Genomic DNA, 20,655 nt, shown 5'->3' with positions numbered 1-20,655 from the left:
AGGAGGTCCCTATAAATGATCCAACAAGAAACTCGTTTAAGAGGTGCCGATAACTCTGGAGCCCGTGAACTACTTTGCATTAAAGTACTGGGTGGTTCTGGACGTAAAACTGCTAATATTGGCGATGTAATCGTGTGTTCGGTGAAACAAGCAACACCTGGTGGCGTTGTTAAGAAAGGCGACGTTGTTAGAGCAGTTATCGTACGAAGCAAAAGCGGTGTTCGCCGTACTGATGGTTCTTACATTCGCTTTGATGAAAATGCTGCAGTAGTAATTCGTGATGACAAGAGCCCTCGTGGAACACGTATCTTTGGACCAGTTGCACGTGAACTTCGTGACAATCAATTCATGAAGATCGTTTCTCTTGCTCCTGAAGTACTTTAATAAATCGAAATATGAAGCCCTTGCAAGGAGGTGCAGATGTCGTTATGCACGTAAAAAAAGGAGATAAAGTTCAAGTGATTTCCGGTAAGGATAAAGGCAAACAAGGTGTGATCCTTGAGGCTTATCCGAAGAAAGACCGTGTGATCGTTGAAGGTATCAACGTTGTTAAGAAACACTCAAAGCCTTCTCAAGCTAACCCACAAGGCGGTATTGTTGAGCAAGAAGCTGCGATCCATGTTTCCAACGTTATGCCGGTTGATCCAAAAACAGGTGAACCTACACGCGTCGGTTATAAAGAAGAAAACGGCAAAAAGGTTCGCGTAGCTAAAAAATCTGGAGAATTACTAGATAAGTAATTTTTGTAGTGAAAGGAGGTCCATCCTGTGAATCGTCTTCAAGAAAGATATCAAAACGAAATCAAAAATGCTCTAATGGATAAATTCAACTATTCTTCTGTTATGGAAGTACCTAAAATTGAAAAGGTCGTTGTCAACATGGGTGTAGGTGATGCGGTACAAAACCCAAAATCACTTGATACTGCTGTTGAAGAGCTTTCTTTAATCTCCGGTCAAAAACCGTTGATTACAAAAGCGAAGAAATCCATCGCTGGATTCAAACTTCGTGAAGGCATGCCGATCGGTGCTAAAGTTACGCTTCGCGGAGAGCGCATGTATGAGTTCTTAGACAAACTTATCGCTGTATCTCTTCCTCGTGTACGTGACTTCCGCGGTGTTCCTAAGAACTCTTTTGATGGTCGCGGTAACTACACTTTGGGTGTAAAAGAGCAATTGATTTTCCCTGAAATTGATTACGATAAAGTGAACAAAGTTCGTGGAATGGATATCGTAATTGTAACGACTGCTGATTCAGATGAAGAAGGCCGTGAATTGTTAAAACAATTTGGCATGCCATTTCAAAAGTAAGTAAGGAGGGAAAATTGTGGCGAAAAAATCTATGATCGCGAAACAAAAGCGCAAAGCGAAATATGGCGTACAAGAATATACACGCTGCGAACGCTGTGGACGTCCACATTCTGTAATTCGCAAATTTAAACTTTGCCGTATCTGTTTCCGTGAACTTGCATATAAAGGTCAAATTCCTGGCGTTAAAAAAGCTAGCTGGTAAACCCGATATAGGGAAGGAGGTAATTTCTAATGGTCATGACAGATCCTATCGCAGATATGCTTACTAGAATTCGTAACGCGAACACAGTTCGCCACGATAGCCTAGAAGTTCCTGCATCTAAAGCGAAAAAGCACATTGCAGAAATCTTGAAACGTGAAGGTTTTATCCGTGATTTCGAATACGTTGAAGACAACAAGCAGGGCATCCTTCGCCTTTTCCTTAAATACGGCCAAAATAACGAGCGCGTTATCACTGGTTTGAAACGAATCAGTAAACCAGGTCTTCGTGTTTATGCAAAAGCGAATGAAGTTCCTAGAGTTCTTGGTGGTCTTGGAATCGCGATTGTTTCAACTTCTAACGGTATTATGACTGATAAAGACGCACGTCAACAGCAGGTTGGCGGAGAAGTAGTAGCATACGTTTGGTAATCCTTATATAGGAATGGAGGTGTAATTATGTCTCGTGTCGGTTTAAAACCAATCGAAATCCCAGGCGGAGTAACGCTGGATCAAAAAGAAAACAACACAGTGACTGTAAAGGGGCCTAAAGGTGAACTCACTCGTACGTTCCACCCTGACATCACGATTAAAGTTGAAGATAATCAAATTCTTGTTGAGCGCCCGAGCGACAACAAAGCACACCGTGCTCTTCATGGTACAACTCGCAGCCTTTTAAACAACATGGTTGAAGGTGTAACAAAAGGTTTTGAAAGAAGCCTTGAGCTAATCGGGGTAGGTTACCGTGCAAGCAAATCTGGTCAAAAACTAGTATTGAACGTTGGTTATTCTCACCCGGTTGAAATCGTACCTGAACAAGGCGTTGAGATCGATGTTCCAGCAAACACAAAAGTGATTGTTAAAGGAATCGATAAAGAACGTGTAGGCGCAGTAGCGGCAAACATTCGCTCCGTACGTCTTCCTGAGCCATACAAAGGTAAAGGTATTCGTTATGAAGGTGAATATGTACGTCGTAAAGAAGGTAAAACTGGTAAGTAGGCCATAAGCTAGCGGAAAGGAGTGGCGTTTAAATGATTACGAAGGCTGATAAGAACAAAGCGCGTAAGAAAAGACATGCTCGTGTCCGCCGTACTGTAACAGGTACTGCAGAACGTCCGCGTCTAAATGTATTCCGTTCTTCAAAGCACATTTACGCTCAATTAATTGACGATGTAAATGGTGTAACTCTTGCTTCAGCATCTACACTGGATAACGGCGTAGAAGTTGAACAGGGCGGAAACGTTGATGCAGCGCAAAAAGTCGGCGAAGCAATTGCACAACGCGCAATTGATAATGGATATAAAGAAGTAGTATTTGATCGTGGTGGATACCTCTATCACGGACGTGTTAAGGCATTAGCAGAAGCAGCTCGAGAAGCTGGTCTGAAATTCTAATAAGAAGGAGGTAAACTAATGCAAACAATTGACCCGAACAAACTTGAACTTGAAGAACGCGTAGTTACTGTTAACCGTGTAGCAAAAGTTGTTAAAGGTGGACGTCGTTTCCGCTTTGCTGCAGTGGTTGTAGTCGGTGATAAAAACGGTCACGTTGGTTTTGGAACAGGAAAAGCCCAGGAAGTTCCTGAAGCGATCCGTAAAGCTATTGAAGATGCGAAAAAGAATTTGATCACAGTTCCAGTTGTTGGAACAACAATTCCTCACCAAATTACAGGCCACTTCGGAGCTGGTAATGTATTATTGAAACCTGCTTCTGAAGGTACTGGAGTTATTGCAGGCGGACCGGTTCGTGCGGTACTAGAGCTTGCAGGTGTCGGTGACATCCTTTCTAAGTCATTAGGATCTAACAACCCGATTAACATGGTGCGTGCAACAATTAATGGTTTGAAAAACCTTAAGCGCGCTGAAGATGTTGCAAAACTACGTGGTAAATCAGTAGAAGAACTGTTAGGATAAGGAGGGAAATGATATGGCTAAGAAATTAGAAATCACCCTCTCACGTAGTGTTATTGGTCGTCCACAGGACCAACGCGTGACGGTTAAAACTCTTGGTTTGAAAAAAATGCACCAAACAGTTGTGCATGAAGATAACCCGGCGATCCGTGGCATGATTAACAAGGTATCTCATCTGTTAACGGTTAATGAAATAAACGCTTAATAAAAATTATTAAATGAGGAGGTGCCAGAATGAAACTTCACGAACTAAAAGCAGCTGAAGGTTCTCGTAAAGAACGTAACCGTGTTGGTCGTGGTATCGGCTCTGGAAACGGTAAGACAGCAGGCCGCGGTCATAAAGGCCAAAATGCACGTTCTGGTGGAGGCGTACGTCCTGGATTTGAAGGTGGACAATTACCTATCTTTAAACGTCTTCCAAAACGTGGTTTCACAAACATGAACCGCAAAGAATTTGCGATCGTGAACCTTGAAACTTTAAACCGTTTTGAAGACGGAACTGAAGTAACTCCTGAGTTGCTGATCGAAACTGGTTTGGTAAGCAATCTTAAAGATGGAGTTAAGGTTCTTGGTAACGGTAAGATTGAGAAAAAACTTACTGTCAAAGCTCACAAGTTCTCTGCTTCTGCTAAAGAAGCGATTGAAGCGGCAGGCGGAAATACAGAGGTGATCTAATGTTCCGAGCAATCTCCAACATTATGCGCGTAGGTGATATCAGAAACAAAGTTATCTTCACCTTACTGATGCTTGTCGTCTTTCGAATTGGAACGTTCATTCCAGTTCCAGGCGTAAACAGAGAAGTTTTACAATTTCAAGACCAACTAAGCCTTTTTGGATTCCTTAACACCTTTGGTGGAGGAGCTCTTAAAAACTTCTCCATCTTTGCTATGGGAATCATGCCGTATATTACGGCTTCTATTATTGTTCAGCTCTTGCAGATGGATGTTGTACCAAAGTTTACGGAATGGTCCAAACAAGGTGACGCAGGTCGTAAAAAGTTAACACAGGTTACTCGTTATGGAACCATTGTCCTGGCATTTATCCAGGGAATCGGCCTTTCCATCGGGTTTAATAATATGGTTGGCGGCCAGTTGATTCAAAACCCTGGTATTCTGACATACATGATGATCGCTCTGGTATTAACTGCCGGAACAGCGTTCTTGATGTGGCTTGGTGAGCAAATTACAGCTAAAGGTATAGGGAATGGAATTTCAATCATCATCTTTGCAGGTATCGTAGCGGCAATTCCTCCAGGGATTAACCAGCTATATGCTCAGATGTTTGGAGGAGAGCAAGACAATATCTTCATCAGTATTGTCACTCTTGCATTGATCCTTCTGGCTGTAATTGCACTGGTTGTTGGCGTAATCTTCGTCCAACAAGCACTTCGCAAAATTCCAATCCAGTATGCAAAGCGTACTGTCAATCGTAAAACAACGGGCGGCCAATCCACTCATTTACCGATCAAAGTAAATGCAGCTGGGGTTATCCCGGTAATCTTTGCCGTATCACTTATCATTACACCGCCGACAATAGCTCGACTATTCGGCAGCAATACGGTAACAGACTGGATCGTAAGGGTGTTTGATTATACCCAGCCAATCGGTATGGTTATCTATGCGGCTCTAATCATCGGGTTCACATATTTCTATACATTTGTTCAGGTAAATCCGGAACAGATGGCAGAAAACCTGAAGAAGCAGGGCGGCTATATCCCGGGCATTCGACCTGGTAAAAATACTCAGATTTATATCACACGTATTTTATACCGATTAACGCTGGTCGGTTCTGTATTCCTTGCATTTGTTGCTATCATTCCGGTGTTTTTCACAAAGTTTGCAGGACTACCTCCCCAATTACAAATTGGCGGTACGAGCTTGCTGATTGTGATCGGTGTAGCACTTGATACGATGAAGCAAATTGAAAGTCAATTAATCAAGCGTCATTACAAAGGCTTTATAAAATAGATTTTTTGGGGGGCAGGGGAGAGAAATCTTCCCATAATACCTCAAGGTGGCGTATGGAGGGATTAGATGAATCTAGTATTAATGGGTTTGCCGGGTGCCGGTAAAGGAACCCAGGCCGAAAAGATTGTCGAAAAATATGGCATCCCTCATATCTCAACTGGAGATATGTTCCGAGCAGCAATTAAAGATGGAACACCTCTTGGAAAAAAAGCGAAAGAATATATGGATTCCGGAAATTTGGTACCAGACGAAGTAACGATTGGTATAGTTCGTGATCGATTAGGTAAAGCTGATTGCGATAAAGGATTTCTATTAGATGGATTTCCGCGTACGGTTGCGCAGGCAGAAGCGCTGCAAAACCTATTAGCCGATTTGAATCGTAAGCTTGACTACGTTATCAATATTGCCGTGGATGAAGACCAGCTGATGAGAAGGCTGACCGGACGCCGCATTTGCAGTAATTGCGGTGCAACATACCACATCATCTATAATCCTCCAAAAGTCGAAGGAATCTGTGACAAGTGCGGGGGAGAACTTTATCAGCGTGAAGATGATAAAGAAGAAACCGTCAGAACCCGTCTTGAAGTAAACAAAGAACAACAACAACCATTGTTGGACTTTTATGATGACAAAGGTTATTTAAGAAACATAAATGGCAATCAAGAGATCGATGAAGTATTTAAAGATGTCGATGAACTTCTTGGAGGTTTGTCGTAATGATAATCTGCAAAACTCCTCGTGAGCTTGAAATCATGCGGGAAGCAGGCAAAATTGTTGCATTGACCCACCAGGAACTGCAAAAATATCTAAAGCCTGGCATTACGACAAAAGAACTGGATACTATTGCCGATAAGTTTATACGCAAGCATGGTGCAATTCCTTCCTTTAAAGGGTACAATGGTTTTACTGGAAGCATATGCACCTCTGTTAATGAACAGCTTGTGCATGGCATACCAGGAAAAAAGGTGTTAAATGATGGCGACATCATTAGCATCGATATTGGTGCCAAGTACAATGGGTATCATGGCGACTCAGCCTGGACGTATCCGATAGGTAACATATCCGAGGAAGATGAACGGTTGCTAGAAGTCACCGAAGAGTCATTGTACAGAGGCTTAAAAGAAGCGAAACCGGGAATAAGGTTAACGAATATTTCTCATGCTATCCAAATATATGCCGAAGAAGAAGGTTTTTCTATTGTTCGGGAATATGTTGGTCACGGGGTAGGCCAGGAACTTCATGAAGATCCACAAATTCCACATTACGGACCTCCAGAAAAGGGGCCAAGGCTTAAGCCGGGAATGGTTCTTGCCATCGAACCGATGGTGAATGCAGGATCTCGCCATGTGAAGACGCTTGGTGATAACTGGACTGTCGTAACCAGCGACGGTAAACGCTGTGCCCATTTTGAGCATACGATCGCTGTTACGGAAGATGGTTATGAGATATTAACAAAAGCCTAAGCGCAGGTGATGGTTTGTGAATGATTCAGTTCCGCGAATAGGCCAACTTGTGCGGAATTTAAGAGGAAGAGATGCTGATCAATACGGGATTGTCATCAAGGTACTGGATGAGCGCTTCGTTTTGATCGCTGATGGTGATAAACGAAAGTTCGATAAGCCGAAGCGAAAGAACATTGCCCATTTAGAGATGACAGATTTTATATCCCCAGAAGTAGAGAACAGTATCAAAGAAACCGGCCGTGTTACGAATGGTAAGCTGCGTTTCGCTGTTTCAAAGTATATGAACCAACAAGTCATTGATTTAAAGGAGGGAGAGCAAGTAGATGGCTAAAGAAGATGTAATTGAAATGGAAGGTACGGTCATTGAACCTTTACCAAATGCAATGTTTCGAGTTGAGTTGGAAAACGGTCATAAAATCCTTGCTCATGTATCCGGAAAGATACGAATGCACTACATTCGGATTTTGCCAGGTGACAAAGTAACAGTCGAGTTATCTCCATATGACTTATCACGTGGTCGTATCACGTATCGATATAAGTAATTCTATTTAGAGATCTCCGAAACTAAGGAGGGTAAACAAAATGAAAGTAAGACCATCAGTTAAACCAATTTGTGAAAAATGCAAAGTCATTCGACGCAAAGGTAAAGTTATGGTAATCTGTGAAAACCCTAAGCATAAACAAAAACAAGGCTAAAACTAAGGAGGTGCGCAATTAATGGCTCGTATTGCTGGAATTGATATTCCTCGTGACAAACGTATCGTTATCGCGTTGACTTACATTTACGGTATTGGAAAATCTACTGCTCAACAAGTGCTTAAAGATGCTGGTGTATCTGAGGACACTCGTGTACGTGATCTTACTGAAGACGAACTTGGAAAGATCCGTGAAACACTCGATAAAATCAAAGTTGAAGGTGACCTTCGCAGAGAAGTATCCCTTAACATCAAACGTCTGATCGAAATCGGGAGCTATCGTGGACTTCGTCATCGTCGTGGTCTTCCTGTTCGCGGTCAAAACACTAAGAACAACTCTCGCACACGTAAAGGCCCTCGTCGTACAGTAGCGAACAAGAAAAAGTAAGGGAGGTAAATAACACATGGCTAAACGTACTAACACACGTAAAAAACGTGTCAAAAAGAATATTGAAAGTGGCGTAGCGCACATTCGCTCCACTTTTAACAATACAATCGTAACGATTACAGATACTCATGGAAACGCGGTATCCTGGGCAACTTCAGGACACCTTGGTTTCAAAGGTTCTCGTAAGTCAACTCCATTCGCTGCCCAGATGGCTGCTGAAACTGCTGGTAAAACTGCAATGGAACACGGCATGAAAACTGTTGAGGTTTCTGTAAAAGGACCTGGAGCTGGACGTGAAGCTGCAATCCGTGCGCTTCAAGCGGTTGGTTTAGAAGTAACTGCTATCCGTGATGTAACACCGGTTCCACATAACGGTTGCCGCCCGCCAAAACGTCGTAGAGTTTAATTAAACAAAAGATTCGTTTTAACGGTATACATTTCGTCAACATGTCAATAATGATGATGGATAAAAACTTTATGTTATGCGAATCATAAATAGATTTAACTATAAGGAACCGCCTAATGTGAAGATCGGTTAGACGGCATGGCCGACCTGGCCGAGTTCGACGTTTTGAAGGAGGGTTTGTTGGATGATCGAAATCGAAAAGCCAAAAATTGAAACGGTTGAAATCAACGAAGATGCCAAATACGGGAAATTTGTTGTAGAACCATTAGAACGTGGATATGGAACAACGTTAGGGAACTCCTTGCGCCGAATTCTATTATCCTCACTTCCTGGTGCTGCTGTAACTTCCGTACAAATCGACGGAGTGCTCCATGAGTTCTCCACAGTCGATGGTGTAGTCGAAGATGTCACAACGATTATTCTTAATCTTAAGAAGCTAGCAATGAAGATTTATTCTGAAGAGGAAAAAACAATGGAAATCGACTTGCAGGGCGGCTCCGGGGCTGTTACTGCAGGAGATATTACTCATGACAGTGATGTGGAGATTCTTAATCCAGATCTTCATATCGCTACTCTTGCAGAGGGCGCTAACCTTCACATGAAGATTACTGCGAAACGCGGAAGAGGATATGTACAGGCAGAAGGGAATAAATCAGATGATCAACCTATCGGTGTGATTCCGATTGATTCTATCTATACACCTGTTTCCCGTGTTAACTATCAAGTTGAAAATACCCGTGTTGGACAGGTAACCAACTATGATAAACTTACCCTCGATGTATGGACTGATGGCAGCATTCGTCCTGAAGAAGCCGTTTCTTTAGGTGCTAAGATTTTAAATGAACATTTAAATATTTTTGTGAGTTTAACAGATCAAGCTCAAAAAGCAGAGATCATGGTTGAAAAAGAAGAAGATCAGAAAGAAAAAGTTCTGGAAATGACCATTGAAGAACTTGACTTGTCTGTTCGTTCTTACAACTGCTTGAAACGTGCTGGAATCAATACAGTACAAGAGCTGACACAGAAGTCCGAAGAGGACATGATGAAAGTAAGGAATCTTGGAAGAAAGTCTCTTGAGGAAGTACAAGAAAAGCTTGAAGAGCTTGGCCTTGGACTTCGTAATGAAGACTAAGCATCTAAGAACTTAGCGTAAAAAGGGAGGGAATAACTCATGGCATATCAAAAATTGGGACGTACGTCTGATGTTCGTAAGGCTTTGTTCCGTGATCTAGTTACTGACTTGATCATCAACGAGCGTATCGAAACAACTGAATCCAAAGCGAAAGAGCTTCGTACGTTTATTGATAAAATGATTACTCTTGGAAAGCGTGGAGACTTGCATGCCCGCCGCCAAGCTGCTTCTTTCGTTCGTAATGAAGTTGCAGACGAAGAGAGCGGAAAGGATGCAGTTCAAAAGCTATTCAGCGATATCGCACCTCGTTATGATGAGCGCCAGGGCGGTTACACTCGTATCCGTAAGCTTGGACCTCGCCGCGGTGACGGTGCTGAGATGGTAATAATTGAATTAGTATAGTGTGCACATGGCAAAAAGGGCGGGACAGGATCTCGGAGCAAGATACTGATTCTATGCCCTTTTTTTGTGCTTTTTTTTAGTTAGGGAACTAGCAAAGATGTTTCGCTTTGTAGTCTTCATTTTTTAAAAAGATCAAAAGATATTTAGAAGCAAAGCTTTTAGTTAGAAAGCAGGTTATTTTGCTTTGGTTAGGATTTAACAGGCAGGAGGAGAGCGGTAGTGAAGGATTTGATTTCTGTCCACGGTGTTCACTTTCGCTATGATGAGGAGAGCGATTGGACGTTAAATAACGTTTCACTATCAGTATATCCAGGGGAATGGCTTGCGATCGTCGGCCATAATGGCTCAGGAAAGTCTACGCTTGCCAAACTGCTTAATGGTTTACTGATTCCTGAAAAAGGTGAAGTCGTGGTCGAAGGATACAACAGTAGAGATGAGAATAGCATTTGGGAAATCCGAAGAAGAGTCGGCATCGTTTTTCAAAATCCCGATAACCAGTTCGTAGGAACTTCAGTTATGGATGATGTGGCTTTTGGGTTAGAAAATAACGGAATTGAAAGAGAAGAAATGATTCGCCGAATCAAAGCAAGCATTCAAAAGGTAAAGATGGAAAACTTTCTGGATCAAGAGCCGCACCATCTTTCTGGAGGTCAAAAGCAGCGTGTTGCGATCGCAGGAATACTTGCGCTAAAGCCGTCGATTGTAATTCTCGATGAGGCAACTTCAATGCTTGATCCGATGGGGAGAAAAGAAGTACTGGAAACGATGCGTGAACTTAATAAGCAAGAAGGAATCACAGTTATATCGATTACCCATGATCTTGAAGAAGCTGCAAAGGCGGACAGGGTACTGGTAATGAAAGCAGGCAAAGTACATGCTGAAGGAACACCAGAGGATATTTTTAAACAATCTGGGATGCTTCTGGATATCGGCCTTGATTTGCCGTTTGCAGTTAAGCTTCAACACCAAATGAACAAACAGGGATTACATTTGTCTTCATTACATTTGACGCAGGAAGAAATGGTGGATGATTTATGGACATTACGATCAAAAACTTAGAACACCGTTATCAGCCCAATACTCCTTTTGAGCGTGTTGCGCTGGACGGTATCAACCTATCAATAAGGTCAGGATCCTTCGTTTCCATCATTGGGCATACCGGTTCAGGGAAATCAACGCTAGTTCAGCATCTGAATGGGTTGTTGAAGCCGATTTCAGGCAGTATACAAATAGGAGAAAAAGTAATTCGGTCATCCGAGAAAGCAAAACAGTTAAAAGAATTAAGAAGGCGAGTGGGGATTGTCTTCCAATATCCCGAACACCAGCTTTTTGAGGAGACAATTGAAAAAGATATCATATTTGGCCCCATGAATTTCGGTGTTTCGGAAGAAGAGGCAAAGAAAAAAGCGAGAGAAGTCATCAAGTTGGTCGGACTGCCGGAGGATTACTTGAACCGCTCCCCTTTTGATTTAAGCGGAGGGCAAATGCGAAGGGTAGCGATTGCTGGTGTGCTTGCGATGGAACCGAGAGTGATAGTCCTCGATGAACCTACTGCAGGTCTTGATCCACGTGGAAAAGTCGAGATTATGAACCTGTTTTACCAGTTGCACTCTGCCAAAGGGCTAACAACGATACTTGTTACTCACAGTATGGAAGATGCAGCATTATACTCAGATGAGATAATCGTGATGGACCAGGGGAAAGTTTTTCACAAAGGGACCCCTGTTGAGGTGTTTAAAGACCCGGTGCAATTGCGAGGCCTCGGATTGGATGTTCCTGAAACAGTAGAGTTTGTTTTAAAGCTGGAAGAAAAGTTTGGCAAAAGGCTTCCAAGAGATGTTTTTACTGTGGAAGAAGCTGCTAACGTTGCAGTTTCCCTTATCCGGAAGGAGGGGGAAGAATGATTCAAAATGTGATCATCGGACAATACGTACCTGGCAAATCATTGATTCATCGGTTTGATCCAAGAGCAAAGCTGCTTACTGTCTTTTTATTTGTTATTATTGTATTTCTTGCAAACAATTGGCTGACATACGCTGCCTTAGGTTTGTTTACCCTTGGAGCAATCATTTTATCTAAATTGCCGTTCAGGTATCTGTATAATGGTTTAAAACCGATCCTTCTTGTCATTATTTTAACGTTCTTTCTTCATGTCCTGTTAACCAGGGAAGGGAATGTTCTTTTCAGTCTTGGATGGTTTAAGGTATATGAAGGCGGTGTGGAACAAGGGATCTATATTTCCTTGCGATTATTGTTTTTAATTATGATCACTTCCCTTTTAACGTTAACAACTACACCGATCGACATTACAGACGGCATTGAATCATTGCTGGGACCGTTTAAGCGATTCGGCCTGCCTGTTCATGAGTTTGCCCTTATGATGTCTATCGCTTTAAGGTTTATCCCTACTCTTCTTGAAGAAACGGATAAGATTATGAAGGCACAATCAGCAAGAGGGGCGGAATTTTCAAGTGGACCGATCAAGGAACGTTTGAAAGCGATCATCCCATTGCTTGTTCCCCTTTTTATCGGAGCTTTTAAACGGGCAGAGGACCTTGCGCTCGCAATGGAAGCAAGAGGATACAGAGGCGGGGAAGGAAGAACGAAACTCAGGCTGCTGGAATGGAGCGCAAAGGATACGATGTTGATCGTTTCCCTGGTTGTTCTCTCGGTTTTATTAATCATGCTGCGAGGATAGGAATGATAAGATGCAGAGGATGAAAGCAACGATATCATATGATGGCTCAGGCTTCAGCGGATACCAGGTTCAGCCAGACCAGAGAACTGTCCAGTCGGAGCTTGAAAGTGCTCTGAGAAAGATGCATAAAGGCACACCGGTAAAAGTGACAGGATCAGGTAGAACAGATGCGGGTGTTCATGCAGCTGGGCAAGTAATCCACTTTGATACGCCTTATTCGATAAAGGAAGAAAACTGGATAAAAGCGTTAAACACAATGCTTCCGGATGATATCGTCATTTTAAAGGTTGAACAGGTACCTGAAGATTTTCATGCGAGATTTGATGTGAAAAAGAAAGAGTATCGGTATCGCGTATTGAGGACAGAGAAGCCCAATGTGTTTAAGCGTGCATTCACTTACCATTATCCGTATCAGCTTGATGTTGGCGCGATAGAGAAGGCGGCAGCATATATACTGGGAGAACATGACTTCAGTTCTTTTTGTTCAGCAAAAACCGAAGTTAACGATAAAGTAAGAACTATTTACGAGGCAGAGATAATAGTGGAGGAAAATGAATTGGTCTTCCGCTTTGTTGGCAATGGCTTCTTGTATAACATGGTCCGGATATTAGGCGGAACTTTTCTCGAGGTTGGCAGCGGTAAAAGAAGCGCAGATGATCTGCCTGCTATCATCGAATCAAAAGAACGATCGAATGCGGGAAAGACTGCACCAGCACATGGGCTTTATCTCTGGTCAGTCACTTATTGACTGGGAATTCCAGCAAAAACGAATAAACGTTAAACATCGCCTTGACATTCCCGGCACCGTGTATTAAGATATTATTTGGCATTTCTATATCCACTAGCCCCGGATTTAGAAATCGTTACGATAACGAAGACAATGACAATGACTGTATTAAAATATAGTGATCCAATTAGGAGGGAAACTCATGCGTACGACATATATGGCAAAATCAAACGAAGTAGAGCGCAAATGGTATGTCGTTGATGCTGAAGGACAAACACTAGGTCGTTTAGCTAGTGAAGTAGCATCAATTTTGCGTGGCAAACACAAACCATCTTTCACACCTCACGTTGATACTGGTGATCATGTAATCATCCTCAACGCAGAGAAAATTGAACTTACTGGTAAGAAGCTGACTGACAAAATGTACTATCGTCACAGTGGACATCCAGGCGGATTGAAGTCAAGAACTGCTCTTGAAATGCGTACTAACCGTTCACAGCAAATGCTTGAAATCGCGGTTAAAGGTATGCTTCCGAAAAACAGCCTTGGACGTAAAATGGCTAAAAAGCTTCACGTTTATGCTGGAAGCGAGCATAACCATCAAGCACAACAACCTGAAAAATATGAACTTAGAGGTTAATAAATAAGGAGGGGACCAATTTGGCACAAGTACAATACACTGGAACTGGTCGTCGTAAGCATTCTGTTGCCCGTGTTCGCCTACTTCCTGGAAACGGACGTATGGTAGTAAACGGTCGCGAACTAGACGACTATTTTAACTTAGAAACTTTAAAGCTTATTGCTAAGCAACCACTTGTTGAAACTGAAACTGAAGGAACTTACGATATTTTCGTAAACGTAAACGGCGGAGGTTTCACTGGACAAGCGGGCGCGATCCGTCACGGAATCGCTCGTGCACTTCTTGAAGCAAACCCTGAATACCGTACTTCTCTTAAGCGTGCTGGTTTCTTAACTCGTGACCCACGTATGAAAGAGCGTAAGAAATACGGTCTTAAAGGCGCTCGTCGTGCACCACAGTTCTCAAAACGTTAATTTCATTACGTTTCAAGGCTCTCAGACTTTTGTCTGGGGGTCTTTTTTATTTTGTTCAAAATGTACGGTGTAGCATTAGCCCAATTTTTTCATAAAGTACTACTAACAAAAGAATGGCCGTTTGTGATTTTTTAAAAAGGCTCTTTTCCTGCAAAAACAACATTCTTTTAGAAAATAGCTTTAAAAAAAGATAACGGGAGAGGATGCTTAATGAAGTTTACAGTTCAGTATATACCTCTTAGCAAAATCAAAGCAGACAGGAGTATCAAAGTAACGGAGCAACTTAAAAAGCTACAGAGGTTAGTGTGGGACTGCATGTATCTTCTGGTTGTAAGAAAAAATGGAAATGACGGCTTCTATACGCTTCTCGACGGACTGGAAAGGTTTGAACACCTAAAAAAACGAACGAAAAATATTTATGCGCCCTGCATAATAGCTAAAAGCCGTCCCAGTAGAATGAAGTCACTCTTTGCAATTTGCTTTAACAAACAGCCGCTTGATGACTTTCCAATGAAACCAGTGAGCTGGTCTATCGTCCGTTCTTTTTTAAAACAAGAACCTCGTTTTAGTCAACTGTCGAGGACCCAGCAAATAAAAGTACTGATCCTTGGTATACGGTACAAACGAACGGTGATCGGTTCCATGAGAGCAAGGATCAATCAGATGACAAGGGACTGATGTGATTTATCGCTTGAGGTGAATTCCACTTTTTCCAATGATTAAACCGTATAGTTAAAGTATTGAGTAAAAAAATAAAGAAAAGGTTTAATCAATCTCTGCTACATACAGGCAAGAGAGACGAGGGGGATTCACACAATGAATGTCATTACAACCTTCAAAGAAAAACACAGAAAAAAGCAGATGAAATTTGAAAAGCGTGTTCTAATGGAGATTTCTCTTGAAGAAATAACGAAGGATATCCAGAAGATCTTTTCTCCTTTTTTCTCAACTTCTATCTTATATAAAGGGGATATTGAAAACCTCTGTATCGATATCGCCATTGAAGCTTATCTGCTTGGTGCAGAGTTCAGCAAGTTTTCCTACTATGGCGAAACAATTGGGCAGGTCAGAGACCGGAGCTACACTTTCGAGCAGGCATTAATAGAAGCTCTTTTCGATTACTGGCTGTTTTGGAAGTCGAGTAATCAATCCAGTGAGGAATCCATTTATACCGGCTGCGAGGCCTTTGTAAACAAATGGTGGATGGAAGGTTTTCAAAACGGCGTGAAAAGGCATCGACTTCGACTTCATTAATTTCATATTTTTGCCTCTTGTCCCATATAAATAGGAAAGACTATTGAAACAGATGGGGAGAGGTAAAATGAAAATATGGTGGAAGAGAATCGGAGTTTTTCTCGGAATCGTCATTTTAGCCTTTATTTTAAATTACCAGTTCGTGATCGATAACTCATGGAACACTTGGAACCTTCCGCTGGCCGGAAAGATAATTGTATTGGATCCTGGCCACGGAGGACCTGATGGAGGAGCAGAAGGCAAGGGGGATGTGCAGGAAAAAGATATCGCGTTAAAAATAGCCCTCAATTTAAGGGACTATTTACAGGAGGCAGGCGCCTTAGTGGTAATGACGCGGGAAATAGATGAGGATCTTGCCGATAAATCCACTCGGGGGTTAAGCAACAGGAAGTCTGAAGATTTAAGGCGCAGGGCAAAGATAATAAACAACGAACATACCGACTTATTTATTAGCATTCATTTAAATGCGATACCTTCACCAAGGTGGCGAGGAGCCCAGACTTTCTATAATCCCAACAATGAACAAAGCAAAAATTTATCGAAGTTTATCCAGAATGAGATTATCAGGAATCTTGAAAATACTACAAGACAGGCCAAAAGCATCCAGGGAGTTTACCTTCTAAGACAGGCAAAAATCCCGGGTGCATTGGTTGAAGTAGGATTCCTTTCAAATCCTTCCGAAAAAGAACTGCTAAAATCGGAATCCTACCAGAATAAAGTATCGGCGTCTATCTACCAGGGCATTCTCCGTTTCTATACGAACGAACCAGCACCTTCGGAATGAAGGTGTTCTTTACTTTCGGTTACGAGAAATTAAGTCAATCATTAACGTTCGGGTTTATGCTAATAAGGCCAAGCCCCCGTTAGTAAATTTCTGACTAATTTGTGTTATACTAAAAAAGTTAACGAATACAATAAGGTGGTGTCGAAATTGTTATCTAGAGAGGAAGTACTCGAGCTTTTAAAAGAGATTAAGGACCCATTTATACATAAAAGTGTTACTGTAAGAGATGTGAAGATAAAAGAGGGCTATGTTAGCGTGAAGGTCGCTTTGGCGCAAACAGGGAATGCTGAGCAGATGCAAGTCCAACAGGAGATCGTTAATACGCTAAAGGGAGCTGGCGCAGAATCCGTCGGTCTCCGTTTTGAAGAGTTAACGCAGGATGAGCTTCCGGGGGATGCCCGCCAAAGCAATCCAGGGATGCCGCCGCTGTTATCACCTGACAGCAAAACAACATTTATTGCTGTAGCAAGTGGTAAAGGAGGAGTCGGAAAATCAACAGTTACTGTTAACCTTGCCACTTCTCTTGCACGGCTTGGAAAGAAGGTTGGAGTAATCGATGCTGACATTTACGGATTTAGTGTCCCGGATATGATGGGGATTGAAGAGCGTCCAAAAATAATCGATGATAAAATCCATCCAGTTGAGCGGTTCGGTGTAAAAGTTATTTCAATGGCGTTTTTCGTAGAGGATAATGCACCGGTAATTTGGCGCGGACCGATGCTTGGTAAAATGCTGAATAATTTCTTCAGTGAGGTTGAGTGGGGAGAACTTGACTATTTATTGCTTGATCTTCCTCCGGGAACTGGCGATGTTGCACTGGACGTACATACGATGCTTCCTTCCTGTAAGGAAATTATCGTTACGACACCTCACGCAACAGCTGCGTTTGTGGCAGCCAGAGCGGGAGCCATGGCGATCAAAACAAATCATGAAGTGCTTGGTGTAGTGGAGAACATGTCTTATTTTGAAAGTAAAGTTACTGGAGAGAAAGAATATGTCTTCGGCCAGGGCGGAGGAGAGAAGCTTGCAGAGGAACTTTCTACAGACTTGCTCGGCAAACTTCCACTTGGACAACCGGACATGGATAAAGACGACTTTGCTCCATCAATATATGAACAAGATCATCTTATCGGAAAACGGTATATGGAAATAGCTGAAAAAGTAATTGAAAAAATTAATAACTAATGCAAAAGGGGCTGACTAAAAGCAAAGTGTCAGCCCCTTTTTTGAATTGCAAACGACTATCCTTCTTGACCTTGATCACTGCCTCCACCCTGGCCTTCTTCATCTTTTTTCTTGTCTCCACCTTGTTTTTCCGCTTTTTTTAATTGTTCCGCTGTGGTGTTAGCAACCATTTCTTGAACTTTTGCCATAAACAGAGGGCTTTCGAATATTTCTGTCACAGTCGTTTTCATCTGTTCCCGGAAAGCTTTGCTTTCGAGGAGCTGCAGATATCTTTTTTCCATTTCAGGATCCTGGAGAATATCCATTAACTTTTCCTGATATTCAGGATCATTCATCAGGCCTTTCATAAGGGCCTCATGTTCACTCTGTAATGATTTGGCATACTCTTTTACAAATTTAGGATCTTTCATGATTTCCTGCCAGTACTTTTTGCCTTCTTCAGTAGTAAGCGTCTTTTGTATCGATTCTTTAACAAACGATTGTTCCATTACAAGGTCCTGTTTGATTTTATCGTCTGTCATTATTTCATGGATAGCCTTTTTACCATCATCCGTTTTAAGCATATCCACCATCATCTTTTTGGTTTCTTCATAGTCCGGCTGGGCATTTTCAGCAGCACCTGCCGCACAGGCTGTAACTGACAGGAACAAAATACAGCAAATGAGCAGTCTAAAATATTGGTACATGGCAATCTGCTCCTTTCCATCTATCATTTATTTATAATATGGAATTAGCTCATCTTAAAAATACTTGGTGAATATAGGAAAGCTGGTAATTTCGCTTCCTCACTGGTAAAATCGAAAAGGGATATTGAAAAACATGGAGGAAAGTATTTTGAAGGCAAAAAATCTGGTTTTTTTATTTTTTACAACATTGTTAATTGGTGCCTTTTCCGGTGTTTTAACCGGTTTAGTTTTAGATTGGAGCACGTACTGGGGAGATTTAAAACAGGGAGATATCGTTTCCTTTCTCATGGTAATCCTTTGGCTGTTTGGCGTTTCATCGATTTTTAGCTTGATCAGTCAGATGGGGTTTTTCGCTTATCTAACGATTCACCGTTTTGGACTTGGAATTTTTAAATCTGTTAAGCTCTGGAACGGAGTACAAATCATTTTAATCATCTTTGCATTATTCGATCTCGTTTACCTTCGTTATACAGGTTTTGCAGAGCCGGATGAAAGCTGGCTAAATTATTTCTGGATCGCATTGTTGCTGCTTATCATCGGACTGGCAGTGGCATATAAGAAACAAAAAGAAACGAATAAGCAAGCGTTCATCCCTACATTATTCTTTATTGTTGTTGTTACTATTCTAGAGTGGATACCGGCATTGCGTGGAAACGATTTTAAATGGCTATGGCTAATATTCTTCCCGCTTTTGACCAGCAACATCTGGCAAATTCTTGTTTTGCATAGACTGGCTGGCAGAAAAGCTTAACAAAATATATGATAATAATGAACAGAAAACCGCATGCTGCACTCTAATGCAGCATGCGGTTTTTTATTTTACTTCTTTGCTTTTTGCTTTGGTATCTGCGATTAGTTCCGTAACAGAGACAAATGTGTAGCCATCATCTTTTAACTTATCGATTATAACAGGTAGGGCAGCGGCGGTTTGTTTGGCAGAATCTGAAGCATGTAACAGGATGATATCACCGCGCCTGACGTTTTCTGTGACATTTTCAATGATTTTGTCTGTTCCAGGGTTCTGCCAATCTTCAGAGTCAAGGCTCCAATGAACGACTGTTTGCTTTAAGCGACCGGAAATATTCAAAACCCTTTTATCAAAATTGCCGTTCGGTGGCCTAAGAAGGGTAGGAACTTCATCGCTGATCTTCTCGATTGCTTCCTGAGCCCTCACTATATCTTTCCTTATTTCTTCGTCTTCCATCTCTGTATAATTTTTGTACCTATATCCCATACTTGCTAGTTCATGACCGTTCTCAATGATTGTTTCGACCGTATCAGGATGGCGCTCTGCCCAGGCTCCGGATAAAAAGAACGTAGTATTCTTCACATTTTTTTGCTTTAATACTTCAAGAATTGGAATTGCTCTAGACTCCCCCCAGCTAATATCAAACGTCAATGCAACCTTCTTGTCCTTCGTTCTAACTTTATCTACTGCTCGAGGACCGTCTGCTGTCGAAAAAACAGCCAGATCTCCGCCTTCCATGAAAATAATGGTGGCTGCAAAAAAAGCAGCTACGATAATAACAAATACTTGTTTAAAGTTTCGGCCGTTTATCGTCCAAAAAAACTTCACGCTAATCCCTCCTTTGTCCAATTTTTATGCTTGTTTTAAAAAAGATATGTATATGAGAGAGGAGTAGAAACGGAAAATTACTCATAATTAATGGTCTTGAAGGAAATAATTGTATATAGCACTGATGAAGAGGTGAGCGAATGCTTGGACTGTTAATTGATTTTAAGGAAGTAAAAGAGCTGGAATACTTATTAAAGAAGGAAATGGAAGAGCTATTGCTAGATCTTGGTGATAAGCGGATCGATTGTCTCGTTAAAAGAGCAATGGAGGAAAGGTATCAACTGCTATTCCGTATTTTCAAAAGGTTTGCTTCACCCTCGGATTGTACAAAGTATATGAGGCTATTGAGGCAAAAAACAAACTGACAGTAATAGAGAGTAAGTAAAATAGTTCCTTTTCGTGAATGAAAATGGTTTCGTTGTATAGTTTAAAAAAGTTATTGACTTAGTTTGTTAGCAGTGATATACTTGGAAAGTCGCTGTTGAGCGGCAGGACAAATTTAACTATTAGAACAGTTAAGGAGTTATAGAAAAAAGAGTCCCAAAAACTTCTTTAAGAGTTATTGACTTCTGCGAAACAAGATGATATACTTAATCTTGTCGCTGAAAACGACGAAACGCATAAAGGATTACTGGCTATATACCATCACATCCTGTGCGTCGTAGTTCTTTGAAAACTGAACAAAACGCCAAGCGAATTAAGCTTTAAAGCTAGATTGAACTTATCTTTTATCGGAGAGTTTGATCCTGGCTCAGGACGAACGCTGGCGGCGTGCCTAATACATGCAAGTCGAGCGAAGAGATGGGAGCTTGCTCCCTGATCTT

The 20,655-nt window shown here is 41.8% G+C and carries 34 protein-coding genes and 1 rRNA gene; 33 read left to right on the top strand and 2 right to left on the bottom strand.

The window, feature by feature from the left end; genetic code table 11:
* Nucleotides 1-15: 15 nt before the first annotated feature.
* The 30 genes from rplN to FCL54_RS19870 all read left to right on the top strand — a co-directional run bounded on the left by rplN (nt 16) and on the right by FCL54_RS19870 (nt 17,569).
* On the top strand, nt 16-384 hold the full coding sequence (rplN, locus tag FCL54_RS20015; RefSeq protein WP_138128773.1) for a 50S ribosomal protein L14: 369 nt from the start codon (nt 16-18) through the stop codon (nt 382-384).
* Between the two features lie 44 nt (nt 385-428).
* Nucleotides 429-740 carry a 50S ribosomal protein L24 gene (gene rplX, locus FCL54_RS20010; protein ID WP_138128771.1) on the top strand — a complete coding sequence of 104 codons (312 nt, stop codon included), beginning with the start codon at nt 429-431 and terminating at the stop codon, nt 738-740.
* Between the two features lie 27 nt (nt 741-767).
* The gene (gene rplE, locus FCL54_RS20005; protein ID WP_138128769.1) at nt 768-1,307 is read left to right on the top strand and encodes a 50S ribosomal protein L5; all 540 of its coding nucleotides are present in this window, start codon (nt 768-770) and stop codon (nt 1,305-1,307) included.
* A 16-nt stretch (nt 1,308-1,323) separates the two neighbouring features.
* Nucleotides 1,324-1,509 (top strand): type Z 30S ribosomal protein S14, encoded by a 186-nt coding sequence (locus tag FCL54_RS20000; protein WP_138124838.1) that lies wholly within the window; start codon nt 1,324-1,326, stop codon nt 1,507-1,509.
* Between the two features lie 29 nt (nt 1,510-1,538).
* Complete coding sequence (gene rpsH / locus FCL54_RS19995; protein WP_138128767.1) at nt 1,539-1,937, top strand: 30S ribosomal protein S8; 399 nt, start codon at nt 1,539-1,541, stop codon at nt 1,935-1,937.
* 27 nt (nt 1,938-1,964) lie between these two features.
* Nucleotides 1,965-2,504, top strand: coding sequence for a 50S ribosomal protein L6 (gene rplF / locus FCL54_RS19990; RefSeq protein WP_138128765.1), 540 nt, complete (start codon nt 1,965-1,967; stop codon nt 2,502-2,504).
* Between the two features lie 32 nt (nt 2,505-2,536).
* Complete coding sequence (gene rplR, locus FCL54_RS19985) at nt 2,537-2,899, top strand: 50S ribosomal protein L18 (protein ID WP_138128763.1); 363 nt, start codon at nt 2,537-2,539, stop codon at nt 2,897-2,899.
* A gap of 18 nt (nt 2,900-2,917) precedes the next feature.
* The gene (gene rpsE / locus FCL54_RS19980; protein ID WP_138128761.1) at nt 2,918-3,418 is read left to right on the top strand and encodes a 30S ribosomal protein S5; all 501 of its coding nucleotides are present in this window, start codon (nt 2,918-2,920) and stop codon (nt 3,416-3,418) included.
* A 13-nt stretch (nt 3,419-3,431) separates the two neighbouring features.
* The gene (rpmD, locus tag FCL54_RS19975) at nt 3,432-3,620 is read left to right on the top strand and encodes a 50S ribosomal protein L30 (RefSeq protein ID WP_138128759.1); all 189 of its coding nucleotides are present in this window, start codon (nt 3,432-3,434) and stop codon (nt 3,618-3,620) included.
* Between the two features lie 29 nt (nt 3,621-3,649).
* On the top strand, nt 3,650-4,090 hold the full coding sequence (rplO, locus tag FCL54_RS19970) for a 50S ribosomal protein L15 (protein WP_138128757.1): 441 nt from the start codon (nt 3,650-3,652) through the stop codon (nt 4,088-4,090).
* A complete protein-coding gene (gene secY, locus FCL54_RS19965; RefSeq protein ID WP_138128755.1) occupies nt 4,090-5,382 on the top strand; it encodes a preprotein translocase subunit SecY in 1,293 nt (430 codons plus the stop codon). The genes rplO and secY overlap by 1 nt, the downstream gene beginning before the upstream one ends.
* 66 nt (nt 5,383-5,448) lie before the next feature.
* Nucleotides 5,449-6,099, top strand: a complete 651-nt coding sequence (locus FCL54_RS19960; protein ID WP_138128753.1) for an adenylate kinase — start codon at nt 5,449-5,451, stop codon at nt 6,097-6,099.
* Nucleotides 6,099-6,845, top strand: a complete 747-nt coding sequence (gene map, locus FCL54_RS19955) for a type I methionyl aminopeptidase (RefSeq protein ID WP_138128751.1) — start codon at nt 6,099-6,101, stop codon at nt 6,843-6,845. Before FCL54_RS19960 ends, map begins: the two co-directional genes overlap by 1 nt.
* A gap of 16 nt (nt 6,846-6,861) precedes the next feature.
* Nucleotides 6,862-7,176 carry a KOW domain-containing RNA-binding protein gene (locus FCL54_RS19950; RefSeq protein ID WP_138128749.1) on the top strand — a complete coding sequence of 105 codons (315 nt, stop codon included), beginning with the start codon at nt 6,862-6,864 and terminating at the stop codon, nt 7,174-7,176.
* Nucleotides 7,169-7,387 (top strand): translation initiation factor IF-1, encoded by a 219-nt coding sequence (gene infA, locus FCL54_RS19945; protein WP_113808059.1) that lies wholly within the window; start codon nt 7,169-7,171, stop codon nt 7,385-7,387. The genes FCL54_RS19950 and infA overlap by 8 nt, the downstream gene beginning before the upstream one ends.
* A gap of 40 nt (nt 7,388-7,427) precedes the next feature.
* Complete coding sequence (gene rpmJ, locus FCL54_RS19940; RefSeq protein WP_003156543.1) at nt 7,428-7,541, top strand: 50S ribosomal protein L36; 114 nt, start codon at nt 7,428-7,430, stop codon at nt 7,539-7,541.
* Between the two features lie 21 nt (nt 7,542-7,562).
* A complete protein-coding gene (gene rpsM, locus FCL54_RS19935; protein WP_138128747.1) occupies nt 7,563-7,928 on the top strand; it encodes a 30S ribosomal protein S13 in 366 nt (121 codons plus the stop codon).
* Nucleotides 7,929-7,944: 16 nt separating this feature from the next.
* Complete coding sequence (rpsK, locus tag FCL54_RS19930) at nt 7,945-8,334, top strand: 30S ribosomal protein S11 (protein ID WP_138128745.1); 390 nt, start codon at nt 7,945-7,947, stop codon at nt 8,332-8,334.
* Between the two features lie 184 nt (nt 8,335-8,518).
* Complete coding sequence (locus FCL54_RS19925) at nt 8,519-9,466, top strand: DNA-directed RNA polymerase subunit alpha (RefSeq protein ID WP_138128743.1); 948 nt, start codon at nt 8,519-8,521, stop codon at nt 9,464-9,466.
* A gap of 39 nt (nt 9,467-9,505) precedes the next feature.
* Complete coding sequence (rplQ, locus tag FCL54_RS19920; RefSeq protein WP_138128741.1) at nt 9,506-9,868, top strand: 50S ribosomal protein L17; 363 nt, start codon at nt 9,506-9,508, stop codon at nt 9,866-9,868.
* A gap of 219 nt (nt 9,869-10,087) precedes the next feature.
* Nucleotides 10,088-10,927: an energy-coupling factor ABC transporter ATP-binding protein gene (locus FCL54_RS19915; protein ID WP_138128739.1), complete on the top strand. Its 840-nt coding sequence runs from the start codon at nt 10,088-10,090 to the stop codon at nt 10,925-10,927.
* Nucleotides 10,903-11,772, top strand: a complete 870-nt coding sequence (locus FCL54_RS19910; RefSeq protein WP_138128737.1) for an energy-coupling factor ABC transporter ATP-binding protein — start codon at nt 10,903-10,905, stop codon at nt 11,770-11,772. The genes FCL54_RS19915 and FCL54_RS19910 overlap by 25 nt, the downstream gene beginning before the upstream one ends.
* Nucleotides 11,769-12,566 (top strand): energy-coupling factor transporter transmembrane component T family protein, encoded by a 798-nt coding sequence (locus FCL54_RS19905; RefSeq protein WP_138128735.1) that lies wholly within the window; start codon nt 11,769-11,771, stop codon nt 12,564-12,566. Before FCL54_RS19910 ends, FCL54_RS19905 begins: the two co-directional genes overlap by 4 nt.
* A gap of 10 nt (nt 12,567-12,576) precedes the next feature.
* A complete protein-coding gene (gene truA, locus FCL54_RS19900) occupies nt 12,577-13,314 on the top strand; it encodes a tRNA pseudouridine(38-40) synthase TruA (RefSeq protein WP_138128733.1) in 738 nt (245 codons plus the stop codon).
* A gap of 181 nt (nt 13,315-13,495) precedes the next feature.
* Entirely contained in the window at nt 13,496-13,933 is a 438-nt protein-coding gene (gene rplM, locus FCL54_RS19895; RefSeq protein ID WP_138128731.1) for a 50S ribosomal protein L13, read from the top strand.
* A gap of 20 nt (nt 13,934-13,953) precedes the next feature.
* On the top strand, nt 13,954-14,346 hold the full coding sequence (rpsI, locus tag FCL54_RS19890; RefSeq protein ID WP_138128729.1) for a 30S ribosomal protein S9: 393 nt from the start codon (nt 13,954-13,956) through the stop codon (nt 14,344-14,346).
* 210 nt (nt 14,347-14,556) lie between these two features.
* Nucleotides 14,557-15,024 (top strand): hypothetical protein, encoded by a 468-nt coding sequence (locus FCL54_RS19885; RefSeq protein WP_138128727.1) that lies wholly within the window; start codon nt 14,557-14,559, stop codon nt 15,022-15,024.
* 138 nt (nt 15,025-15,162) lie between these two features.
* Nucleotides 15,163-15,600: a DUF2521 family protein gene (locus FCL54_RS19880; protein WP_138128725.1), complete on the top strand. Its 438-nt coding sequence runs from the start codon at nt 15,163-15,165 to the stop codon at nt 15,598-15,600.
* A 67-nt stretch (nt 15,601-15,667) separates the two neighbouring features.
* Nucleotides 15,668-16,384 carry an N-acetylmuramoyl-L-alanine amidase CwlD gene (gene cwlD, locus FCL54_RS19875; RefSeq protein ID WP_138128723.1) on the top strand — a complete coding sequence of 239 codons (717 nt, stop codon included), beginning with the start codon at nt 15,668-15,670 and terminating at the stop codon, nt 16,382-16,384.
* A 147-nt stretch (nt 16,385-16,531) separates the two neighbouring features.
* Complete coding sequence (locus FCL54_RS19870; RefSeq protein WP_138128722.1) at nt 16,532-17,569, top strand: Mrp/NBP35 family ATP-binding protein; 1,038 nt, start codon at nt 16,532-16,534, stop codon at nt 17,567-17,569.
* A gap of 56 nt (nt 17,570-17,625) precedes the next feature.
* Here the strand turns inward: FCL54_RS19870 and gerD are convergent, their stop codons facing one another.
* Nucleotides 17,626-18,255 (bottom strand): spore germination lipoprotein GerD, encoded by a 630-nt coding sequence (gene gerD / locus FCL54_RS19865; RefSeq protein ID WP_138128855.1) that lies wholly within the window; start codon nt 18,253-18,255, stop codon nt 17,626-17,628.
* A 148-nt stretch (nt 18,256-18,403) separates the two neighbouring features.
* Between gerD and FCL54_RS19860 the strand changes: the two genes are divergently transcribed.
* Nucleotides 18,404-19,006 carry a KinB-signaling pathway activation protein gene (locus tag FCL54_RS19860; protein ID WP_138128720.1) on the top strand — a complete coding sequence of 201 codons (603 nt, stop codon included), beginning with the start codon at nt 18,404-18,406 and terminating at the stop codon, nt 19,004-19,006.
* Nucleotides 19,007-19,069: 63 nt separating this feature from the next.
* Here FCL54_RS19860 and pdaB read toward each other — a convergent pair whose 3' ends face one another.
* A complete protein-coding gene (gene pdaB / locus FCL54_RS19855) occupies nt 19,070-19,831 on the bottom strand; it encodes a polysaccharide deacetylase family sporulation protein PdaB (protein WP_246055365.1) in 762 nt (253 codons plus the stop codon).
* A gap of 140 nt (nt 19,832-19,971) precedes the next feature.
* Between pdaB and FCL54_RS19850 the strand changes: the two genes are divergently transcribed.
* The gene (locus FCL54_RS19850; RefSeq protein WP_138128718.1) at nt 19,972-20,196 is read left to right on the top strand and encodes a hypothetical protein; all 225 of its coding nucleotides are present in this window, start codon (nt 19,972-19,974) and stop codon (nt 20,194-20,196) included.
* Nucleotides 20,197-20,559: 363 nt separating this feature from the next.
* Nucleotides 20,560-20,655, top strand: a 16S ribosomal RNA gene (locus FCL54_RS19845); the annotation flags it as partial.

Origin of the sequence: Exobacillus caeni (assembly GCF_005747095.1) — a bacterium.
Taxonomy (GTDB): Bacteria; Bacillota; Bacilli; order Bacillales; family Guptibacillaceae; genus Exobacillus; species Exobacillus caeni.
The sequence above is the reverse complement of the archived record's forward strand: the minus strand, read 5'-3'. Positions and strand labels throughout refer to the sequence as shown.

Bases quoted from the DNA above. Each gene is read 5' to 3' on its own strand.
- rplN (WP_138128773.1), top strand. From the start codon at position 16: ATGATCCAACAAGAAACTCGTTTAAGAGGTGCCGATAACTCTGGAGCC.
- rplX (WP_138128771.1), top strand. From the start codon at position 429: ATGCACGTAAAAAAAGGAGATAAAGTTCAAGTGATTTCCGGTAAGGAT.
- rpsH (WP_138128767.1), top strand. From the start codon at position 1,539: ATGGTCATGACAGATCCTATCGCAGATATGCTTACTAGAATTCGTAAC.
- rplF (WP_138128765.1), top strand. From the start codon at position 1,965: ATGTCTCGTGTCGGTTTAAAACCAATCGAAATCCCAGGCGGAGTAACG.
- rplR (WP_138128763.1), top strand. From the start codon at position 2,537: ATGATTACGAAGGCTGATAAGAACAAAGCGCGTAAGAAAAGACATGCT.
- rpsE (WP_138128761.1), top strand. From the start codon at position 2,918: ATGCAAACAATTGACCCGAACAAACTTGAACTTGAAGAACGCGTAGTT.
- rpmD (WP_138128759.1), top strand. From the start codon at position 3,432: ATGGCTAAGAAATTAGAAATCACCCTCTCACGTAGTGTTATTGGTCGT.
- rplO (WP_138128757.1), top strand. From the start codon at position 3,650: ATGAAACTTCACGAACTAAAAGCAGCTGAAGGTTCTCGTAAAGAACGT.
- secY (WP_138128755.1), top strand. From the start codon at position 4,090: ATGTTCCGAGCAATCTCCAACATTATGCGCGTAGGTGATATCAGAAAC.
- FCL54_RS19960 (WP_138128753.1), top strand. From the start codon at position 5,449: ATGAATCTAGTATTAATGGGTTTGCCGGGTGCCGGTAAAGGAACCCAG.
- map (WP_138128751.1), top strand. From the start codon at position 6,099: ATGATAATCTGCAAAACTCCTCGTGAGCTTGAAATCATGCGGGAAGCA.
- infA (WP_113808059.1), top strand. From the start codon at position 7,169: ATGGCTAAAGAAGATGTAATTGAAATGGAAGGTACGGTCATTGAACCT.
- rpmJ (WP_003156543.1), top strand. From the start codon at position 7,428: ATGAAAGTAAGACCATCAGTTAAACCAATTTGTGAAAAATGCAAAGTC.
- rpsM (WP_138128747.1), top strand. From the start codon at position 7,563: ATGGCTCGTATTGCTGGAATTGATATTCCTCGTGACAAACGTATCGTT.
- rpsK (WP_138128745.1), top strand. From the start codon at position 7,945: ATGGCTAAACGTACTAACACACGTAAAAAACGTGTCAAAAAGAATATT.
- FCL54_RS19925 (WP_138128743.1), top strand. From the start codon at position 8,519: ATGATCGAAATCGAAAAGCCAAAAATTGAAACGGTTGAAATCAACGAA.
- rplQ (WP_138128741.1), top strand. From the start codon at position 9,506: ATGGCATATCAAAAATTGGGACGTACGTCTGATGTTCGTAAGGCTTTG.
- FCL54_RS19910 (WP_138128737.1), top strand. From the start codon at position 10,903: ATGGACATTACGATCAAAAACTTAGAACACCGTTATCAGCCCAATACT.
- FCL54_RS19905 (WP_138128735.1), top strand. From the start codon at position 11,769: ATGATTCAAAATGTGATCATCGGACAATACGTACCTGGCAAATCATTG.
- truA (WP_138128733.1), top strand. From the start codon at position 12,577: ATGCAGAGGATGAAAGCAACGATATCATATGATGGCTCAGGCTTCAGC.
- rplM (WP_138128731.1), top strand. From the start codon at position 13,496: ATGCGTACGACATATATGGCAAAATCAAACGAAGTAGAGCGCAAATGG.
- FCL54_RS19885 (WP_138128727.1), top strand. From the start codon at position 14,557: ATGAAGTTTACAGTTCAGTATATACCTCTTAGCAAAATCAAAGCAGAC.
- FCL54_RS19880 (WP_138128725.1), top strand. From the start codon at position 15,163: ATGAATGTCATTACAACCTTCAAAGAAAAACACAGAAAAAAGCAGATG.
- cwlD (WP_138128723.1), top strand. From the start codon at position 15,668: ATGAAAATATGGTGGAAGAGAATCGGAGTTTTTCTCGGAATCGTCATT.
- gerD (WP_138128855.1), bottom strand. From the start codon at position 18,255: ATGTACCAATATTTTAGACTGCTCATTTGCTGTATTTTGTTCCTGTCA.
- FCL54_RS19850 (WP_138128718.1), top strand. From the start codon at position 19,972: ATGCTTGGACTGTTAATTGATTTTAAGGAAGTAAAAGAGCTGGAATAC.